At 66.8% G+C, this 14,473-nt stretch carries 15 protein-coding genes; 11 read left to right on the forward strand and 4 right to left on the reverse strand.

From position 1 onward, the window contains the following. Nucleotides 1-289 precede the first annotated feature (289 nt). Complete coding sequence (locus tag LPB142_RS05155) at nucleotides 290-1,672, forward strand: chloride channel protein (protein ID WP_071165718.1); 1,383 nt, start codon at nucleotides 290-292, stop codon at nucleotides 1,670-1,672. A gap of 3 nt (nucleotides 1,673-1,675) precedes the next feature. Here LPB142_RS05155 and gloB read toward each other — a convergent pair whose 3' ends face one another. Further along, a complete protein-coding gene (gene gloB, locus LPB142_RS05160) occupies nucleotides 1,676-2,446 on the reverse strand; it encodes a hydroxyacylglutathione hydrolase (protein WP_071165719.1) in 771 nt (256 codons plus the stop codon). Nucleotides 2,447-2,506: 60 nt separating this feature from the next. On the opposite strand from gloB, the gene LPB142_RS05165 reads away from it, so the two are divergent. The 8 genes from LPB142_RS05165 to aroQ all read left to right on the forward strand — a co-directional run bounded on the left by LPB142_RS05165 (nucleotide 2,507) and on the right by aroQ (nucleotide 9,459). Next, on the forward strand, nucleotides 2,507-3,262 hold the full coding sequence (locus LPB142_RS05165; RefSeq protein ID WP_068767610.1) for a class I SAM-dependent methyltransferase: 756 nt from the start codon (nucleotides 2,507-2,509) through the stop codon (nucleotides 3,260-3,262). A gap of 461 nt (nucleotides 3,263-3,723) precedes the next feature. After that, a complete protein-coding gene (locus LPB142_RS05170; RefSeq protein WP_068767609.1) occupies nucleotides 3,724-4,284 on the forward strand; it encodes a F0F1 ATP synthase subunit delta in 561 nt (186 codons plus the stop codon). Continuing rightward, nucleotides 4,284-5,813 carry a F0F1 ATP synthase subunit alpha gene (gene atpA / locus LPB142_RS05175; protein WP_071165720.1) on the forward strand — a complete coding sequence of 510 codons (1,530 nt, stop codon included), beginning with the start codon at nucleotides 4,284-4,286 and terminating at the stop codon, nucleotides 5,811-5,813. The genes LPB142_RS05170 and atpA overlap by 1 nt, the downstream gene beginning before the upstream one ends. Nucleotides 5,814-5,833: 20 nt before the next feature. Beyond that, nucleotides 5,834-6,709, forward strand: a complete 876-nt coding sequence (locus LPB142_RS05180; RefSeq protein WP_071165721.1) for a F0F1 ATP synthase subunit gamma — start codon at nucleotides 5,834-5,836, stop codon at nucleotides 6,707-6,709. Between the two features lie 21 nt (nucleotides 6,710-6,730). Beyond that, nucleotides 6,731-8,149, forward strand: coding sequence for a F0F1 ATP synthase subunit beta (atpD, locus tag LPB142_RS05185; protein WP_068767606.1), 1,419 nt, complete (start codon nucleotides 6,731-6,733; stop codon nucleotides 8,147-8,149). A gap of 12 nt (nucleotides 8,150-8,161) precedes the next feature. After that, nucleotides 8,162-8,560 (forward strand): F0F1 ATP synthase subunit epsilon, encoded by a 399-nt coding sequence (locus LPB142_RS05190; RefSeq protein WP_068767605.1) that lies wholly within the window; start codon nucleotides 8,162-8,164, stop codon nucleotides 8,558-8,560. A 95-nt stretch (nucleotides 8,561-8,655) separates the two neighbouring features. Further along, on the forward strand, nucleotides 8,656-9,006 hold the full coding sequence (locus LPB142_RS05195) for an H-type lectin domain-containing protein (protein WP_071165722.1): 351 nt from the start codon (nucleotides 8,656-8,658) through the stop codon (nucleotides 9,004-9,006). 12 nt (nucleotides 9,007-9,018) lie between these two features. Continuing rightward, the gene (aroQ, locus tag LPB142_RS05200; protein WP_071165723.1) at nucleotides 9,019-9,459 is read left to right on the forward strand and encodes a type II 3-dehydroquinate dehydratase; all 441 of its coding nucleotides are present in this window, start codon (nucleotides 9,019-9,021) and stop codon (nucleotides 9,457-9,459) included. A gap of 77 nt (nucleotides 9,460-9,536) precedes the next feature. Here aroQ and LPB142_RS05205 read toward each other — a convergent pair whose 3' ends face one another. The 3 genes from LPB142_RS05205 to groES all read right to left on the reverse strand — a co-directional run bounded on the left by LPB142_RS05205 (nucleotide 9,537) and on the right by groES (nucleotide 12,159). Beyond that, nucleotides 9,537-10,058: a hypothetical protein gene (locus LPB142_RS05205; protein ID WP_071165724.1), complete on the reverse strand. Its 522-nt coding sequence runs from the start codon at nucleotides 10,056-10,058 to the stop codon at nucleotides 9,537-9,539. Nucleotides 10,059-10,189: 131 nt separating this feature from the next. Next, on the reverse strand, nucleotides 10,190-11,827 hold the full coding sequence (gene groL / locus LPB142_RS05210; RefSeq protein ID WP_071165725.1) for a chaperonin GroEL: 1,638 nt from the start codon (nucleotides 11,825-11,827) through the stop codon (nucleotides 10,190-10,192). 44 nt (nucleotides 11,828-11,871) lie between these two features. After that, nucleotides 11,872-12,159 (reverse strand): co-chaperone GroES, encoded by a 288-nt coding sequence (gene groES, locus LPB142_RS05215; RefSeq protein WP_068767600.1) that lies wholly within the window; start codon nucleotides 12,157-12,159, stop codon nucleotides 11,872-11,874. A gap of 207 nt (nucleotides 12,160-12,366) precedes the next feature. Here groES and LPB142_RS05220 point away from each other — a divergent pair, with 207 nt between their 5' ends. Together LPB142_RS05220 and LPB142_RS05225 are read left to right on the forward strand one after the other, a co-directional pair. Then, nucleotides 12,367-13,362: a TraB/GumN family protein gene (locus tag LPB142_RS05220; protein WP_071165726.1), complete on the forward strand. Its 996-nt coding sequence runs from the start codon at nucleotides 12,367-12,369 to the stop codon at nucleotides 13,360-13,362. A gap of 81 nt (nucleotides 13,363-13,443) precedes the next feature. Next, entirely contained in the window at nucleotides 13,444-14,364 is a 921-nt protein-coding gene (locus LPB142_RS05225) for a manganese-dependent inorganic pyrophosphatase (RefSeq protein ID WP_068767598.1), read from the forward strand. The last annotated feature ends 109 nt before the right edge of the window (nucleotides 14,365-14,473 follow it).

A 14,473-nucleotide genomic window follows, 5' to 3' on the forward strand; every position in this document is an offset into this window, starting at 1 on the left:
CTCGGCCCGAAAGCTGATGTTTTCCTTAACCCAGCGTATGCTGTTTGGCGGCGTTTTGCGCTTGCGGCATGGCGGGGCAGGGGTGGAGGCGCGGGGCGTGCTGATTATCCGGGCGGTTGGAGGGGTTTTCCGTCGGCGTTTGCCGAATTAATGTGCATATAGGAGGGCGCGCGGCGCGCACAAGACCCGCCCGGCGGGGAATTCGGGTTGAAATGCGGGGCCGATGGGTCCAAGCGGGGGCCCGTGCGGCCTGAAAGGGCGGCGCCACGGGGCAAAACCGGAGGAAGCGATGGAAACGGGCAAGCTCACGCGGCTTGGCATGTTGCGCCGCTCGCGCGCGATGGTGTCTCGCAGGGTCTGGAAATCGCGGCTGGTGTTCTGGTCGGGGGCGCTCCTGATCGGGGCGATCTCGGCGGGATTCGCGCGCGCGGCCGATTACGCGCACCACCTCTTCACCCGGCTCGTCGCGCAAGACGGGCTGAGCCTCGCGCCGCTCGTGATCACGCCGCTCGGCTTTGTCGCGCTCGCCTATGCTTCGCGGCGGTGGTTCCCGGGCACCCAGGGTTCGGGCATTCCGCAGGCGATCGCCTCGCGCTCGCTGCGCGATCTTCCGGGGCGGGGGGGGCTGTTGTCGCTGCGCATCGCGGTGGGCAAGGTGCTCTTGACCGTCGCCGGGCTGTTTTGCGGCGCCTCGATCGGGCGCGAGGGCCCGACGGTGCAGGTCGGCGCCTCGATCATGATGCTTGCGGGGCGTTTTGGCGGTATGGCCGAGGGGCGCGGGCTGATCCTCGCGGGGGGCGCGGCGGGGGTGGCGGCGGCCTTCAACACGCCGCTTGCCGGCATCGTCTTCGCGATCGAGGAAATGAGCCGCGCCTACCGCGCGCGCACCAATGGCATCGTGCTGACCACGGTCATCATCGCGGGCGTCTCCTCGCTCGCAATCCTCGGAAATTACACCTATTTCGGCATCTCCCATGCGGTGCTCGACGGGCGCCGCGATTGGGCGCTCGTGCTCGTTTGCGGGCTCGCGGGCGGGCTCGCGGGGGCGCTTTTCTCGCGCACCATGGTCAGCCTCGTGCGCCGCATCCGCCGCTGGAAGGGCCCCTCGCCGACCCGCAAGGCGCTCACCGTGGCGCTGATCGCGGGCGTGATCACGGCGGGGATCGGGGTGGGCTTTGGCGGCCAGACCTGGGGCACCGGCTATGAACAGGCGCGCGCCGCGATCGAGGGCGAGGCCCCCTCGGCGGGCTATTTCGCGCTCAAGCTGATCACCACGCTCGCAGCCTCGGTCTCGGGCATCCCGGGCGGGCTCTTCGCGCCCTCGCTCTCGGTCGGCGCGGGCCTTGGCGCGACCGTCGCGGGTCTGCTCCAATCCCAGGTCGGCCTCGCCGCGATCCTCGGCATGGCGGGCTATTTCGCCGGCGTCACCCAGGCGCCGATGACCGCGATCGTGATCATCATCGAGATGACCGGCAACCATGGCATCGTGGTGCCGGTGATGCTCACCGCGATGCTCGGCTATGGCACCTCGCGGCTCTTCGCGCCCGAGCCGCTCTACGGCGCGCTCTCGCGGCTCTTCGTGGCCGATGCGCTGCGCCTCTACCGCGCGCAAGAGGCCGCGAGCCGCACCGCGCAGGCCGAAGCCCCCCCGCGCCCGCTCGACCCGCGCTGAGCCTCAGAACCGGTCCTTGCGCGCCCGCGCCTCGGTGAAGCACGCCAGATCCGAGGCGCCGGGCGCCAGCCCCAACGCCGCGCGCAGCTCCGCCGCGCCGTAGCGCAAAAACGGGTTCGTCGCGATCTCGAGCGAAAGCGGCGCCGGCACCGTCGGCTGCCCCGCCGCCCGCGCCGCCCTCACCACCGCCATCCGCGCCAGAAGATCGGCGTTCTCCGGCTCGAGCGCGAGCGCAAACCGCCCGTTCGCCTCGGTATATTCATGCCCCGAACAGACCAGCGTCTCCCCCGGCAAAGCCGCCAGCCGCCGCAGGCTCGCCAACATCTGCGCCGGCGCCCCCTCGAAGAGCCGCCCACAGCCCCAGCTCATCAGACTGTCGCCCGAGAACAGCAACCCCGCCTCCGGCAGATGAAAGGCGATATGGCCGATCGTATGCCCCGGCACCTCGATCACCTCCGCCGCCGCCCCCGCAATCTCGAGCCGGTCGCCGCCCCGCAGCGCAATATCGAGCGGCGGCAGCCGATGCGCATCCGCCGCCGCCCCCGCCACCTTCGCCCCCGTTGCCGCGACAATCTCGCCCACCCCGGCGATATGGTCGCCATGATGATGCGTCAGCGCGATCAGATCGAGCCCCCAGCCCCGCGCCGCCAACGCCTCGAGCACCGGCGCGGGCTCCGGCGCATCAATCAGCGCCACCGTCCCGCGCGCGCCATCACGCAACAAATAGGCATAGTTATCGGTCAGACAGGGCAGGATCAGCAGCTCAAGGGTCATGGTGTTTCGCGCCAGTTTCGGTATTCTGCCCCAGCTTCGCCCAAGCAGGAGCCAAGAGCAATGCACCTCGATGTGCTCGATCTGCGCAACTTCTACTACCGCACGCAACTGGGCCGCGCGGCGCAGAAAGCCGTGCGCGACCGGGTCTGCGCGCTCTGGCCGGCGGGCGGCGAAATGACCGGGCTCACCGTCGCGGGCTTCGGCTTCGCGGTGCCGCTCCTGCGCCCCTATCTCGAGCCCGCCCGCCGCGTGATCGGCCTGATGCCCGCCCAACAAGGCGTGATGCCCTGGCCCGCGGGCCTGCCCAATGTCTCGGTGCTCTGCGATGAAACCCGCTGGCCGATCGAGACCGGCATGATCGACCGCCTCGTCGTCATGCACGGGCTCGAAATGTCCGACCACCCCGATGCGCTGCTCGCCGAATGCTGGCGCGTGCTCGGCCCCGGCGGGCGGGCGCTCCTGATCGTGCCGAACCGCTCGGGCCTCTGGGCCCCGCGCGAAACCACCCCCTTCGGCTTCGGCCGCCCCTATACGCTCGGCCAGCTCGACGCCCAGGCCCGCGCCGCCGGCTTCGTCCCCGAACGCCACGCCGCCGCCCTCTATATCCCGCCCTCGCACCGCCGCTTCTGGCTGCGCTCGGCGCCGATGTGGGAACGGCTCGGCACGAAACTGGCGGGCCTGCTGGCGGCCGGCGTCGTGATGCTCGAAGTCTCCAAACAGATCCACGCCCCGCGCCGCCCTGGCCTCGGCGCCGCCGTGCGCCGCCCGCTCTCGATCCTCGAAGGCGCGGTCAAACCCGCCGCCGACCCGGTCTGAGCCCCGAAGCCCCGGTCTGCCACGCCCCCCCCACGCCCCCTTTCATCTTGCCCCAAATATCCCGGGGGGAGCCCGGCACGGGCGGGGGGCAGCGCCCCCCCCCCGCGGCCTCCCTCCCGCGCCCCCCGCAAGCGGGTGAATCACCCCCGCCAAAGCGCGCCGCATCGCTGCGACAAACCCCGCCGCGCCGTAGCGTCACGGGCCGGAATTGGTCGGGTTTTCGGGCCGATCGAGCCGTTAGCGCCATAACTCCCTGCAGCGCTTGCGCTAACGGCTCAAGGCCGGGCCAAATTGCGCCTCCCGCATTCACATTCTGTTGTGCAAGACGGTTGCGAGGGGGGGAATGCTCTGCTACACGCGGGGCCGATATTGCGGCGTGCGGGACTGTCCTGCGCGCCAGGGGAGGCCCCGCGTGCCGCACCCTCGCGGCGGGACGGGGCAAGAACATCGGAAGGGTGGACGTGTCCGAACCAGCTTCGATTTCCGCAGCCATTGCCGGGCGCTATGCCACGGCGATCTTTGAAATTGCCCGCGAGGCCGGGGCGCTTGGCGCTCTGGAAGCCGATGTCGCGGCCCTGCAATCGGCCCTGGCCGAGTCGGCGGATCTGCGCGATCTGATCGCCTCGCCGCTCTACGGGCGCGACGAGCAGGCCGCCGTGATCGGCGCGCTCGGCACGAAAATGGGCCTGACCGCGGCGATGGCCGGCGGCCTCGGGCTGATGGCGTCCAAACGGCGCCTGTTCGCGCTGCCGCAGCTCCTCAAGGCGCTCTCGGCCGCGATCGCCGAAGAGAAGGGCGAAGTGACCGCCGATGTCACCTCGGCCACCGCGCTTTCCACCGCCCAGGCCGAGAAACTGGCCGAGGCGCTGAAAACCAAGACGGGCAAGACCGTCAAACTCAACATCGCCGTGGATGAGAGCCTCATCGGCGGCATGATCGTCAAGCTGGGTTCGCGAATGATCGACACCTCGGTCAAAGCCAAACTCGCTTCCCTCCAGAACGCCATGAAAGAGGTCGGATAATGGGCATCCAAGCAGCTGAGATCTCTGCTATCCTCAAGGAGCAGATCAAGAACTTCGGGCAGGACGCCCAAGTCGCCGAAGTGGGCCGCGTGCTCTCTGTGGGCGACGGTATCGCCCGCGTCTACGGGCTGGACAACGTCCAGGCCGGCGAGATGGTGGAATTCCCCGGCGGGATCCGCGGGATGGCGCTGAACCTCGAAACCGACAACGTCGGTGTCGTTATCTTCGGTTCGGACCGTGACATCAAAGAAGGTGACACCGTCAAGCGCACCCAGTCGATCGTGGACGTTCCGGCGGGCCCCGGCCTGCTCGGCCGCGTCGTCGACGCGCTCGGCAACCCGATCGACGGCAAAGGCCCGGTGGTTTTCGCCGAGCGCCGCATCGCCGACGTCAAAGCCCCGGGCATCATTCCGCGGAAATCGGTGCACGAACCGATGGCGACCGGCCTCAAGTCGGTTGACGCGATGATCCCGATCGGCCGTGGCCAGCGCGAGCTGATCATCGGCGACCGTCAGACCGGCAAGACCGCGATCGCGCTCGACACCATTCTGAACCAGAAAGTCTACAACGACGCGAACCCGGCCAACAAGCTGCATTGCTTCTACGTCGCCGTCGGCCAGAAGCGCTCGACCGTGGCGCAGCTCGTCAAGAAGCTCGAAGAAACCGGCGCGATGGAATACACCACCGTCATCGCCGCGACCGCGTCCGACCCGGCGCCGATGCAGTTCCTCGCGCCCTATTCGGCGACCGCGATGGCCGAATACTTCCGCGACAACGGCATGCATGCGCTGATCGTCTATGATGACCTGTCGAAACAAGCCGTGTCCTATCGTCAGATGTCGCTGCTGCTGCGTCGTCCCCCGGGGCGTGAAGCCTATCCGGGCGACGTGTTCTACCTGCACTCGCGTCTGCTCGAGCGTTCGGCCAAGCTGAACGAGGATTTCGGTTCGGGCTCGCTCACCGCGCTGCCGGTCATCGAAACCCAGGGCGGCGACGTGTCGGCCTTCATCCCGACCAACGTGATCTCGATCACCGACGGCCAGATCTTCCTTGAAACCGAACTGTTCTACCAGGGCATCCGCCCGGCCGTGAACACCGGTCTCTCGGTGTCGCGCGTCGGCTCCTCGGCCCAGACCAACTCGATGAAGTCGGTCGCCGGCCCGGTGAAACTCGAACTCGCCCAGTATCGCGAAATGGCGGCCTTCGCCCAGTTCGGCTCGGATCTCGACGCCGCGACCCAGAAGCTGCTGAACCGCGGTGCGCGTCTGACCGAGCTGATGAAGCAAGCCCAGTACTCGCCGCTGACCAACGCCGAAATCGTTGCGGTCATCTTCGCGGGCACCAACGGCTTCCTCGACACCGTTCCGGTGAAAGAGGTCGGCCGCTTCGAAAAAGGCCTGCTCTCGTATCTGCGCGGCACCCGCAAGGACATCCTCGAGTGGCTCACCAACGAAGATCCCAAAATCAAGGGTGACGCGGAAGCGAAGCTGAAAGCCGCGATCGAAGAATTCGCCAAGACCTTCGCTTAAGCGCCTGAAAGGACAGGGACATGCCCAGCCTTAAGGACCTAAAGAACCGGATCACGAGTGTCAAAAACACTCGGAAGATCACGAAGGCGATGCAGATGGTCGCGGCGGCTAAGCTCCGTCGCGCCCAGGAAGCCGCCGAAAGCGCCCGGCCCTTCGCCGAGCGCATGACGGCCGTCATGTCGGGGCTTGCTGCCTCGGTGGGCGGCTCCGACAGCGCGCCCCGGCTTCTCGCCGGGACGGGCTCGGATCAGATCCACCTTCTGGTGGTGATGACCGGTGAGCGCGGGCTGTGTGGGGGCTTCAACGCCAACATCGCCAAACTCGCGAAGGCGCGGGCTCTCGAGCTGATCGCCGCCGGCAAAACGGTCAAGATCCTGACCGTCGGCAAAAAAGGCCGCGACGCGCTGCGTCGTGACCTTGGCGACCATTTCGTGGCCCATGTCGATCTCTCCGAGGTCAAGAAAATCGGCTACGCCAACGCGCAGGAGATCGCCCGCGATCTGCTCGCCCGTTTCGAAGCCGGCGAATTCGATGTCGCGACGATCTTCTACTCGCGCTTCGAATCCGTGATCTCGCAGATCCCGACGGCCCGGCAGATCATCCCCGCCCAGTTCGAGGCAGGCGAAGCCAATGCGGCTTCGGCGGTCTACGACTACGAGCCGAGCGAAGAAGAGATCCTCGCGGATCTTCTCCCGCGCGGCGTGGCGACGGCGATCTTCTCGGCGCTTCTGGAAAACAACGCCTCGTTCAACGGGGCCCAGATGTCGGCGATGGACAACGCCACTCGCAACGCGGGCGACATGATCGACAAGCTGACGATCGAGTTCAACCGCTCGCGTCAGGCCGTGATCACCAACGAGCTCATCGAAATCATTTCGGGCGCCGAGGCGCTCTGACCGAACCGGAGATAGCAAACAATGGCAAGCAAAGGCAAAGTGACCCAGGTCATCGGCGCCGTCGTCGACGTCCAGTTCGAAGGCGGTCTGCCCGCGATTCTGAACGCGCTTGAAACCACCAACAACGGCAAGAAGCTGGTGCTCGAAGTCGCCCAGCACCTCGGCGAGAACTCGGTGCGCACCATCGCGATGGACGCCACCGAAGGCCTCGTGCGCGGTGCGGAAGTCTCCGATACCGGCGCGCCGATCACCGTGCCGGTGGGCAACGCCACCCTCGGCCGCATCCTGAACGTCATCGGCGAGCCGGTGGACGAAAAGGGCCCGGTCGCGAACGACCAGGCGCGCGCCATCCACCAGCCGGCCCCGGAATTCGCCGAGCAATCGACCGAGAGCCAGATCCTCGTGACCGGCATCAAGGTCATCGACCTGCTCGCCCCCTACTCGAAGGGCGGCAAGATCGGCCTCTTCGGCGGCGCCGGCGTGGGCAAGACCGTTCTGATCATGGAACTGATCAACAACATCGCGAAAGTGCACTCGGGCTTCTCGGTGTTCGCGGGCGTTGGCGAACGGACCCGTGAAGGCAACGACCTCTACCACGAGATGATCGAATCGGGCGTTATCAACACCGAGAAACTCGAAGAGTCGAAAGTGGCGCTGGTCTACGGCCAGATGAACGAGCCTCCGGGGGCCCGTGCGCGCGTCGCGCTGACCGGTCTGACGCTCGCGGAACAGTTCCGCGACCAGTCGGGCACCGACGTTCTGTTCTTCGTCGACAACATCTTCCGCTTCACCCAGGCGGGTTCGGAAGTGTCGGCGCTCCTCGGCCGGATCCCGTCGGCCGTGGGTTACCAGCCGACGCTGGCGACCGACATGGGCGCGCTGCAAGAACGCATCACCTCGACCAAAGCCGGCTCGATCACCTCGGTGCAGGCGATCTACGTTCCGGCCGACGACCTGACCGACCCGGCGCCGGCGACCTCGTTCGCCCACCTCGACGCCACCACGGTTCTGTCGCGTGCGATCTCGGAACTCGGGATCTATCCGGCGGTGGACCCGCTCGACTCGACCTCGCGGATCCTCGACCCGCAAGTCGTCGGCGAAGAGCACTACCAGGTCGCCCGTGACGTGCAGGGGATGCTCCAGCGCTACAAGTCGCTGCAGGACATCATCGCCATTCTCGGCATGGACGAACTGTCGGAAGAAGACAAACTCACCGTGGCGCGCGCCCGGAAGATCCAACGCTTCCTGTCGCAACCCTTCGACGTGGCGAAGGTCTTCACCGGTTCGGACGGCGTTCAGGTGCCGCTCGAAGACACCATCCGCTCGTTCAAGGCGGTTGTGGCTGGCGAATACGACCACCTGCCGGAAGCTGCCTTCTACATGGTCGGCGGCATCGACGAAGTGATCGCCAAGGCTGCCAAGCTCGCCGCCGCGGCGTAAGGAGGCTGATCCATGGCCGACACGATGCAATTCGACCTCGTCTCCCCTGAACGGAAGCTCGCTTCCGTCCAGGCCCGCGAGGTGCGCATCCCGGGCGCCGATGGTGACCTGACTGCGATGCCGGGTCACGCGGCCCTGATCACCACGCTGCGTCCGGGCATCCTGACGGTCGTTTCGGCCGAGGGGAGCGCGGATTATGCCGTCACCGGCGGCTTTGCCGAGATCGGGCCGGAGGGCGTCACCGTCCTCGCCGAGCGCGGCTTGCCGAAGACCGAGCTGACCCCGGCGATCCACGCCGAGATGATGGCGGAGGCCAAGAAGGCCGTCGATACCGCCCATCCCTCGGTGGTCGACGCCGCGGTGAAGATGCTCGCGGATATGGAAGCCCTCGGCACCCATATGACCGCCTGAGCACGGCGCCAAGCAAATCGAAGCCCCGGGGAAACCCGGGGCTTTTTTCTTTCGCAACCTGCGCCTAAAACAGGCGAAAAGGTCACGAGGATTTCATGCAGAAGTTTAGCAGCCATCGCGTCGGGGTCTTGCAAGGGTCGCTGGTGCTGTTCTCCGATTACCAGGACGGCGGCGTGATGTGGACGGGCGAGGGCCCGCGCGAGCTGCGCAAGGTCGTCGAATTCTCCGAGGCCTTCCGCGAAGTGCCCGCCGTGCATGTCTCGCTCGCGATGTGGGATATCGACCAGAAGCACAACGGCCGGATGGATATCTCGGCCGATATGGTGACCGAGGAGGGCTTCGTGATCGTATTCCGCACCTGGGGCGATACCCGCGTGGCGCGCGTGCGCTGCGACTGGCTCGCGATCGGCGGGGTCGGCAACGAGGACGATTGGGAAATTCTCTGAGGAGGGCAGGGCATGAGCAAGACGATTTTCATCCTGAACGGGCCAAACCTGAACCTCTTGGGCAAGCGCGAGCCGGAGATCTACGGCCACGAGACGCTCGCCGATGTCGAGAGCCGCTGCGCCGCGATCGCGGGGCCGCGGGGCGTGGCGGTGAGCCTGCGCCAGTCGAACCACGAGGGCGAGATCATCGACTGGATCCACGAGGCGCGCGAGGCCGCCGCGGGCATCGTGATCAACCCCGCGGCCTTCACCCATACCTCGGTCGCGATCCTCGATGCGCTCAACGCCTATGACGGCCCGGTGATCGAGGTGCATATCTCGAACGTCCACAAGCGCGAGGCCTTCCGCCATCACAGCTTCGTCTCGGCCCGCGCCGAAGGGGTGATCGCCGGCCTCGGCATCGAGGGCTACGAGGCCGCAACGCGCCGGATCCTGACGCTGATCGGCGCCTGAGGCTTTCCCTTTTGCAACAATCGCGCCGCCTTTCGGGGCGGCGTTTTGCTGCGCGCTATCCCTTTTGCGACAATCGTTCAGCCCGCCGCGGCGATCATCGCGCGGATCCGGGCGGCACAGGCGCGCGCCTCTTCCTCGGAGGTGAACTCGTCGCTCGCGATCCGGGCGCCACCCGCGAGCGTCACCTCGAGGATCGGCGTTTCGGAGCTGTCGGGCGCCGAGGGCAACAGGTAGACCCGCGGCGCCTCGAGCGCGTCGAGCGCGCAGCCGACCTCGCTCGGCGCGCCGCGCAAAGGCCATGTGCGCAAGCTGACCCGGCCCGCGCCCGGGTCGATCCGCAGGCATTGCCGCGGCGCGCGCCCGATCTGGCGGATCCCGAGCCCGCCAAGCCCCACGATCGCCGCGCAGCCCCCCCAGAAGATCAGCGCAGGCAGCTCCGCCCCGGCGGCAAGGAGGCCCAGCACCGTCACCCCGCCGATGAGCGCGAGGCTCGTCCCGACGCCGCGCCAGATCAGGCCGCCGCGCGCGCTGCGCGGGCCCGCGCGCAGGATCAACACGTCGTGGTCGGTGGTCGGGTTTGGGGGCACAATCGAGGGCATGGCAATTCGGGCGTGAAACGGGCTGCGGCTATGACGCCACCTTGCCGGCAAAATGCGCCCAAACCGTGACGGCGCAAAGAAAAAGGGCGCCCCGAGAGGCGCCCTTTCCGTCCCTTGCGGGCGCGGCGTGATTACATCATGCCGCCCATGCCGCCCATGTCGGGCATGCCGCCGGCCGGAGCTTTCGGCTCGGGCTTCTCGGCGATCATGCATTCGGTGGTGATCAAGAGACCCGCGACCGAAGCCGCATCCTCGAGCGCCGTGCGGGTGACTTTCGCCGGGTCGATGACGCCGAACTTGAACATGTCGCCATATTCTTCGGTCTGCGCGTTGAAGCCGAAGGCGAGATCCGACGATTCGCGGACCTTGCCGGCCACCACGGCGCCGTCGACGCCCGCGTTCTCGGCGATCTGACGCATCGGAGCTTCGAGCGCGCGACGCACGATCGCGATGCCCGCATCCTGGTCCGAGTTCGCGCCGGTCAGCTCGGCGAGCACCTTGCCAGCCTGCACCAGAGCCACGCCGCCGCCGACGACGATGCCTTCCTGAACCGCCGCACGGGTCGCGTTCAGCGCGTCATCGACACGGTCCTTGCGCTCTTTCACTTCGACCTCGGTCATGCCGCCCACGCGGATGACAGCCACGCCGCCGGCGAGCTTCGCCACGCGCTCTTGCAGCTTTTCACGGTCGTAGTCCGAGGTGGTTTCCTCGATCTGGGTGCGGATCTGGGCGACACGCGCTTCGATCTCGGCCTTCTCGCCGGCGCCGTCGACGATCGTGGTGTTCTCTTTCGAGATGGTGACCTTCTTGGCCTTACCGAGCATGTCGAGGCCGACATTCTCGAGCTTCATGCCGAGGTCTTCCGAGATCACCTGGCCGCCGGTCAGGATCGCGATGTCCTGCAGCATGGCCTTGCGACGGTCACCAAAGCCCGGCGCCTTGACGGCGGCGATCTTCAGCCCGCCGCGCAGCTTGTTGACCACGAGGGTCGCCAGCGCTTCGCCTTCCACGTCCTCGGCGATGATGAGGAGCGGTTTTTGCGACTGGATGACTTGCTCGAGCAGCGGCACCATCGGCTGCAGCGACGAGAGTTTCTTCTCGTGCAGCAGGATGAGGCAGTCTTCGAGATCCGCGATCATCTTGTCGGGGTTGGTGACGAAATAGGGCGAGAGGTAGCCGCGGTCGAACTGCATGCCTTCGACGACTTCAACCTCGGTCTCCATGCCCTTGTTTTCTTCGACGGTGATCACACCCTCGTTGCCGACCTTCTGCATCGCATCGGCGATGAAACGGCCGATCTGGGCTTCGCCGTTGGCCGAAATGGTGCCGACCTGAGCGACTTCGTCGCTGTCGGCGACCGGGCGCGCGGCGGCCTTGATCGCTTCGACGACTTTCAGCGTCGCCATGTCGATGCCGCGCTTGAGGTCCATCGGGTTGAGCCCGGCGGCGACCGATTTCAGGCCTTCCTTGATGATCGCTTGCGCGAGCACGGTGGCGGTGGTGGTGCCGTCGCCGGCTTCGTCATTGGTGCGCGAGGCGACTTCTTTCACCATCTGCGCGCCCATGTTCTCGAACTTGTCCGAGAGCTCGATTTCCTTGGCGACCGACACACCGTCCTTGGTGATGCGCGGCGCGCCGAAGGATTTTTCGATGACGACGTTGCGGCCTTTCGGGCCGAGCGTGACCTTCACCGCATCGGCGAGGATGTTGACGCCCTTGAGCATGCGGTCGCGGGCATCGGTCGAGAACTTGACGTCCTTGGCTGCCATTTTTGTCTTCCTTTATGCGTTTGAGATCAATGGGATCGCGTGAGTTACGCGATGATGCCCATGATGTCGGATTCTTTCATGATCAGCAGTTCTTCGCCGTCGAGGGTCACTTCCGTGCCCGACCATTTGCCGAAGAGCACGCGATCGCCCGGCTTGACCGACGGCGCGATCAGCTCGCCCGAATCCTTGCGCGCGCCTTCGCCAACGGCGACGATCTCGCCCTCGGCCGGCTTCTCTTTCGCCGAATCCGGAATGATCAGACCGCCCTTGGTCTTTTCTTCGCTCTGCACGCGCTTGACCAGCACGCGGTCATGAAGCGGTTTGAATGCCATCTGGGTCACTCCCTAAGGTTCCAGGTTGAATGCTTTTAGCACTCTTTTCGGGTGAGTGCTAACGATGCGGGAGTTAGGCACTGCCCCCCGTGGCTGTCAACACCCGCGCGCAAAATTTTGCGTGGAATTTTTGCGACCGGCCCGGGCGGCCTTGGCGGCGGGGTGCGGGCGTGGCAGGGTCGCGCGGCAAAAGAGGAGAGAGTGCGAATGATTTGGCGTGCGGTTGCGAGTGTGGCCCTCGGGGTCTCGGTTCTGGCGGGGACGGGGGCGCGCGCGGGCTGTGTGGGCACCGATCTCTTCGCGGCGCTCCCCGAGGCCGAGCGCGCCGCGCTCACCGCCGACGCCGCTGCCGCGCCCCATGGCGAGGGGCTCGTCTTCCGCGCCTCCCGCGGCGAAGAGCGCCTCACCGTCGTCGGCACCTATCACCTCCCCGATCCGCGCCACGCCGCCCTCGTCGCGGAGATCCGCCCCGATCTCGCGGCCGCGACCACGCTTCTGGTCGAGGCCGGCCCCGAGGAAGAGGCCGCGCTCAAGGCGCGTATCGCCACCGATCCGGGGCTGATGTTTGCCACCGACGGCCCGACGCTCCCCGAGATCCTGCCCGAGGATCTGTGGCAAGAGCTCGCCACCGTGGCCACCGCGCGCGGCATGCCCGCGGTTCTGGTCGCCAAGATGCGCCCGGCCTTCCTGTCGATGATCCTGTCGATCCCGCCCTGCGCGCTCACCGAGATGGCCGAGGGCGGCGGCGGGCTCGACAAGGCGCTGATGGCCGAGGCCGCGGCGCGCGATCTGCCGGTGCGCGCGGTCGAGCCCTATGACACGCTCTTCACCCTCTTCGAGGAGATCCCGCAGGAGGATACCGAGGCGATGATCCGCGCGACGCTGGTCGGCGCGGAGGATGGCCCGTCGAATTCGGTGACCATGGGCAACCTCTATTTCGCCCGCCAGCCGCGGCTGATCTGGGAATTCTCGCGCCATGAGGCGCTCGCGGCGGGCCTCGACCCCGAGGAGGTCGCGGCGCAGATGGATCTCGCCGAGGAGCTGCTCGTCGTGCGCCGCAACCGCGCCTGGATCGCGCCGGTCGAGGCCGCGCTCGCCGAGGGGCCGGCGGTGCTCGCGGTGGGCGCGCTGCATCTTTCGGGGGCGGTGGGGGTGCTCGCGCTCCTCGAGGCGGAGGGCTTCACCGTCACCCGTGTCGATTGAGCGCGCCCGTTAGCGCCAAACGGATGACAAGCCCCGCGCAAGCCCCTATAACGCGGCCGAAACGCAGATCCGAGGGATTCCATGACCACCAAGGTTTTCGGCCACAAGGCCCCTGACACCGACTCGACCGGCTCGCCCATCATCTGGGCCTGGTATCTGAACGAAGTGAAAGGCGTGCCCGCCACGCCGGTGCTGCTCGGTGAGCCCAACACCGAAGCCGCCTTCGTGCTCAAGCACTGGGATCTGGCGAAACCCGAGATCATCTCGGGCGTCGAGGCCGGCGAGAAGGTCGTGATCGTCGACACCAACAACCCCGCCGAGCTCCCCGAGGGCATCAACAAGGCCGATATCACCGCGATCATCGACCACCACAAGCTGGTCGGCGGCCTCGAGACCAAGGGCCCGATCGACATCACCATCCGCCCGCTCGCCTGCACCGCGACCATCATGTATGACCTGATGGGCGAGGATGTGAAAAAGGCTCCGCGCGGGATCAAGGGCGCGATGCTGTCGTGCATCCTCTCCGATACGCTCGAGTTCCGCTCGCCGACCACCACCGCCCATGACAAGGCCGTCTGCGAGGCGCTCGCGGCCGATCTGGGCGTGTCGATCAACGAGCTCGCTTCGGCGATGTTCGAGGCGAAATCGGACGTGTCCGAGTTCTCGGACGCGGCGCTCCTGCGGATGGATTCCAAGGAATACAACGTCGACGGCACCGAGCTGCGGGTTTCGGTTCTCGAGACCACCGCGCCGAAGCTGATCCTCGACCGCAAGGCGAGCCTGATGGCTTCGATGGTCGATGTCGCCAAGGAAGATGGCGCCGATCAGGTGCTGCTCTTCGTCGTCGACATCCTGAACGAGGAGGCCACGCTTCTGGTGCCGAACGATCTGGTGAAGAAAATCGCCGAGGCGTCGTTTGGCTGCACCGTCGAGGGCGATACCGTGGTTCTGCCCGGCGTGATGTCGCGCAAGAAACAGATCATCCCGGCGCTGAAGGTCTGATCCGACCAGGATCGTGATGAGAGGGGCGGGGGGAAACCTCCGCCCTTTTGCATGCGGGGGAGGGGGCTCCGCCCCCGCCGGCGCGCCGGCCCCCCGGATATTTGGGCAT

Origin of the sequence: Rhodobacter xanthinilyticus (assembly GCF_001856665.1) — a bacterium.
In the GTDB taxonomy this organism is placed as follows: domain Bacteria; phylum Pseudomonadota; class Alphaproteobacteria; order Rhodobacterales; family Rhodobacteraceae; genus Rhodobacter; species Rhodobacter xanthinilyticus.

Coding starts and splice junctions, on each gene's coding strand:
- LPB142_RS05155 (WP_071165718.1), top strand. CDS start 290: ATGGAAACGGGCAAGCTCACGCGGCTTGGCATGTTGCGCCGCTCGCGC.
- gloB (WP_071165719.1), bottom strand. CDS start 2,446: ATGACCCTTGAGCTGCTGATCCTGCCCTGTCTGACCGATAACTATGCC.
- LPB142_RS05165 (WP_068767610.1), top strand. CDS start 2,507: ATGCACCTCGATGTGCTCGATCTGCGCAACTTCTACTACCGCACGCAA.
- atpA (WP_071165720.1), top strand. CDS start 4,284: ATGGGCATCCAAGCAGCTGAGATCTCTGCTATCCTCAAGGAGCAGATC.
- LPB142_RS05180 (WP_071165721.1), top strand. CDS start 5,834: ATGCCCAGCCTTAAGGACCTAAAGAACCGGATCACGAGTGTCAAAAAC.
- atpD (WP_068767606.1), top strand. CDS start 6,731: ATGGCAAGCAAAGGCAAAGTGACCCAGGTCATCGGCGCCGTCGTCGAC.
- LPB142_RS05190 (WP_068767605.1), top strand. CDS start 8,162: ATGGCCGACACGATGCAATTCGACCTCGTCTCCCCTGAACGGAAGCTC.
- LPB142_RS05195 (WP_071165722.1), top strand. CDS start 8,656: ATGCAGAAGTTTAGCAGCCATCGCGTCGGGGTCTTGCAAGGGTCGCTG.
- aroQ (WP_071165723.1), top strand. CDS start 9,019: ATGAGCAAGACGATTTTCATCCTGAACGGGCCAAACCTGAACCTCTTG.
- LPB142_RS05205 (WP_071165724.1), bottom strand. CDS start 10,058: ATGCCCTCGATTGTGCCCCCAAACCCGACCACCGACCACGACGTGTTG.
- groL (WP_071165725.1), bottom strand. CDS start 11,827: ATGGCAGCCAAGGACGTCAAGTTCTCGACCGATGCCCGCGACCGCATG.
- groES (WP_068767600.1), bottom strand. CDS start 12,159: ATGGCATTCAAACCGCTTCATGACCGCGTGCTGGTCAAGCGCGTGCAG.
- LPB142_RS05220 (WP_071165726.1), top strand. CDS start 12,367: ATGATTTGGCGTGCGGTTGCGAGTGTGGCCCTCGGGGTCTCGGTTCTG.
- LPB142_RS05225 (WP_068767598.1), top strand. CDS start 13,444: ATGACCACCAAGGTTTTCGGCCACAAGGCCCCTGACACCGACTCGACC.